Origin of the sequence: Nonomuraea lactucae, from assembly GCF_003313395.1 — a bacterium.
Lineage (GTDB): Bacteria > Actinomycetota > Actinomycetes > Streptosporangiales > Streptosporangiaceae > Nonomuraea > Nonomuraea lactucae.
Genome location: NZ_QNFZ01000715.1, coordinates 1 through 3,547 on the forward strand (window position 1 = coordinate 1; position 3,547 = coordinate 3,547).

Here is a 3,547-nt window from a genome sequence, read left to right on the forward strand (position 1 = left end):
CCCTTCGCGGTGTCGGTGTACGGCGGGGCCGCCGCACGCCATCACCACGAACGGGCCCCGGCCGGATGGACACGGCCGGCAGGTAATTCTCACACTCGAGGACCTTCCCCGGCTGCCACGGGCAGGCCGGGGGGAGCCGACTGCCCGGCCTCCTGCGCGCTCGTGATGCGCAGGATCACCGCGGCGACCAGTGCCGCCGTGGCGAGCATCACCGCGATGTAGGTCATGTCGAACATGGCCGCGACCGCCGCGCCTTCCGGATCGTCCGCCTCCCGGAACATTCCACGGACCACGTTCGTCAGCAAGTAGCCGATCAACCATGCCGTCCACCAGGCGAAGACCAGCGGCGAGCGGCGCGGCGGAACGATCCGATGGGAGGCCGCCCAGATGTCGTCGACGATCTGCTTCGGGTACCAGAAGGCGATGATGGGCACGATCCAGCTGAGGATCAGCCAGGGCTTGCCGTGCCGGTGCCGGTCGGGTGCCAGCGACTCGGCGTTCGCCCGGGCCCGGAACAGCCAGATCAGGAACGTCGTGGCGGCGACGACCCAGGCCGTGGTGTCCGCGGTGTCCACTGCGGAGACCAGGGCGTCGCTTGTCTCGATCTCCGCCTCGCTGACGGACCCGGGGTCACTGATCATCCGGTTGATGATCGCGAGTTGGAACAGGTCGGTCACGACGACGGCGAGGCCTACGAGGCAGTAGAGCGCCAGCCCCCCGAGTGCGACGTTGGCCACGCCCCGGATCGGACGTAACGGAGGTGCCGACGGCAAGGGGGAGGGGTACATGGTCCGGCCTTTCGGAGACAGGGGCGCTTGATCGGCTCAGTATCGCGCCTTCGTGATCAACTGACGATTCACCGGTGAGGTCGGCTGGTGTTCAGGGGGTGGTCCGGAAGTGTACGAAGGGAAGTAGATCTTGATCTCTAGAGTGCCGCGAGGCCCGCCGCGCGGCGGGCGGTGCGGGAAGAGGGTGGTTCGCATGACCATGAGAAGCATTCGGGTGGGGCGTCGCGGCTTGGCGCTGCTGCTGACCGCCGGTGTCGCGTTATCGGGCGCGGGGGTGGGCCTCGCTCCCGCCTCCGCCCGGAGCTCCCCGGCCACCGTGAGCGATCCGGTGCCCTACGTCGATCCGTTCATCGGGACCAGGAACGGCGGCAACACCTGGCCGGGCGCCTCGCGGCCCTTCGGCATGATCTCCTGGAGCCCCACCAGCACGCAGGGCGACCAGACCAGCACCGGCGGGTCCAACGGCTACCAGTACGACGTCACCCGGGTACGCGGCTTCGCGCTCACCCACGTCAACGGCGCCGGATGCCACCCCGGCGCGGCCGGCGACGTGCCGATCATGCCGTACGTCGGCGAGGTCGGCAGCTCGCCGTCGGCCGACGCCACCGACAGGATCTACGCCGCCGACTTCCTGCACAACCACGAGCAGAGCGAGCCCGGCCACTACAAGGTGACGCTGTCCAGCGGGGTCACCACCGACCTCGCGGTGACCACCCGGGCCGGGGTGGGGGAGTTCACGTTCCCCCGTGGCTCGAAGGCCAACCTGCTGTTCCGGGTGTCCAACTCGCTGAACGGCAGCGAGGACGCCGAGATCGCCATCGACCCGGCCGGGCGGAAGGTCACCGGCTCGGTGCTGACCGGCGCGTTCTGCGGGCGCCGCGCCAACGGCGGGGTCAACAACCGCAAGAGCTACTACCGCCTGCACTTCACCGCCCGCTTCGACCGCCCCTTCACCTCCACCGGCACCTGGAAGGACGGCACGCACCGGCCCGGCGGCACGACCGCGACCGGCGGCGAGGGCTACGCCACCGGAGCCGACCGCCAGGGCCGCGGCTCGGGCGGCTGGGTCGGCTTCGACACCTCCGGCGATCCGACCGTGCGGATGCGGGTCGGCATCTCGTACGTCAGCCTCGACGGCGCCGAGCGCAACCTGAAGGCCGAGATCGGGGCCGGTGACACGGTGGACCAGGTGGCGGAGGACGCCGCGGACGAGTGGCGTGGCAAGCTGCGCGCCGTGCGGATCGCGGGCGGCACGACGCCGCAGCGCAGGGCGTTCTACACCGCGCTCTACCACTCCTTCCTCCAGCCGAACATCCTCAGCGACGTGGACGGCGGCTACCTCGGCATGGACCGGGCCGTGCACAGGGTGGAGAAGGGGCAGAGGGCACAGTACGGCAACTTCTCCGGCTGGGACCAGTACCGCGCCCACGTGCAGCTCCTCGCCCTGCTCGAACCCAGGGTCGCCGGCGAGTTCGCCCAGTCGCTGTTCAACTACGCCAAGCAGAACGGCGGCGTCTGGGACCGGTGGGTGCACGTCAACGGCGCCACCCACGTCATGACCGGCGACCCCTCGGCCGCCACGCTGGCCACCTTCTACGCCATGGGCGTGCGCGGCTTCGACGCTCAGGACGCCTTCGACTCGCTGGTACGCCAGGCCACCGTGCCGCACCTGGACGGCCTGCTCGACGCGGGCTGCCCCGGCCAGTGCGTCGGCCAGCGGCCCAACCTGCGGCAGTACCTCGACTCCAGGTACTCCGCGCACGACGCGTGCCACTGCTGGGGCGGCGCGGCCGAGACGCTGGAGGCGTCGGTCGCCGACGCGGCGCTGGCGAGCTGGGCCCGGCTGCTCGGCCGCGACAAGGAGTACGCGACGTTCTCCGAGCGCGGCCGGTGGTGGAGGAACGTCTACAACCCGCAGGCCGCCGCCGACGCGGGTTACATCCAGGCTCGCAGGCTCGACGGCTCCTGGCTCACCCCGTTCAACCCGGGCTCCGACGCCGGGTTCGCCCAGGGCACCAGCGCGACGTACACCTGGATGGTCCCGCAGGACGTGCAGGGCCTGGCCCAGGCCATGGGCGGGCGCGAGGTGGCGGCGCGCCGCCTGGACGGCTTCTTCCACAAGCCCGACGGCTCCTGGTCCGTGCGCGGCGGCGACCCGCTGCGCTACGACCCGACCAACGAGCCCGGAATCCACGCGCCGTGGCTGTACAACGCGCTGGGCAAGCCGTGGAAGACGCAGGAGACCGTGCGCCAGATCGTGGACACCGTCTACGGCGACGGCCCGGCCGGTCTGCCCGGCAACGACGACCTCGGCACGATGTCCGCCTGGTACGTCTACGCCGCGCTCGGCCTGTACCCGCAGGCCCCGGGCCGCGCCGAGATGCTGCTGGCCGGCCCGCTGTTCACCCGTGCCGAGATCCGCCCGAACGGCGGCAGGGCGATCACGATCGAGGCGCCCGAGGCGTCGCCGGTCAACAAGTACGTGACCGGCGTGGAGCTGCGCGGCAAGGCGTACTCGAAGTCGTGGGTGGACGGCTCGCTGATCCAGCGCGGAGGCGTCCTCCGCGTCGGGCTGGGCTGGAAGCCGAGCGAGACGTGGGGGACCGCCGATTCCGACATCCCGGCCGACCAGCCCTGGCCCGCGACCGCGGCCCAGTAGCGCCCGGAGACGCCCGTTGACGCGGCCCGCCCCAGGGAGACAGCCCGCGTAACGGCCCGCCCCGGGCAGACGGCCCGTGACGCGGCCCGCCCCGGGCGGC

Annotated in this window: 2 protein-coding genes; one reads left to right on the forward strand and one right to left on the reverse strand. The window is 71.6% G+C overall.

Annotated features, from left to right (window positions below):
* Window positions 1–89 precede the first annotated feature (89 nt).
* Window positions 90–737: a DUF4328 domain-containing protein gene (locus DQW85_RS25935; RefSeq protein ID WP_162795383.1), complete on the reverse strand. Its 648-nt coding sequence runs from the start codon at window positions 735–737 to the stop codon at window positions 90–92.
* A 244-nt stretch (window positions 738–981) separates the two neighbouring features.
* Here DQW85_RS25935 and DQW85_RS25940 point away from each other — a divergent pair, with 244 nt between their 5' ends.
* Window positions 982–3,447 carry a GH92 family glycosyl hydrolase gene (locus DQW85_RS25940; RefSeq protein ID WP_205315410.1) on the forward strand — a complete coding sequence of 822 codons (2,466 nt, stop codon included), beginning with the start codon at window positions 982–984 and terminating at the stop codon, window positions 3,445–3,447.
* The last annotated feature ends 100 nt before the right edge of the window (window positions 3,448–3,547 follow it).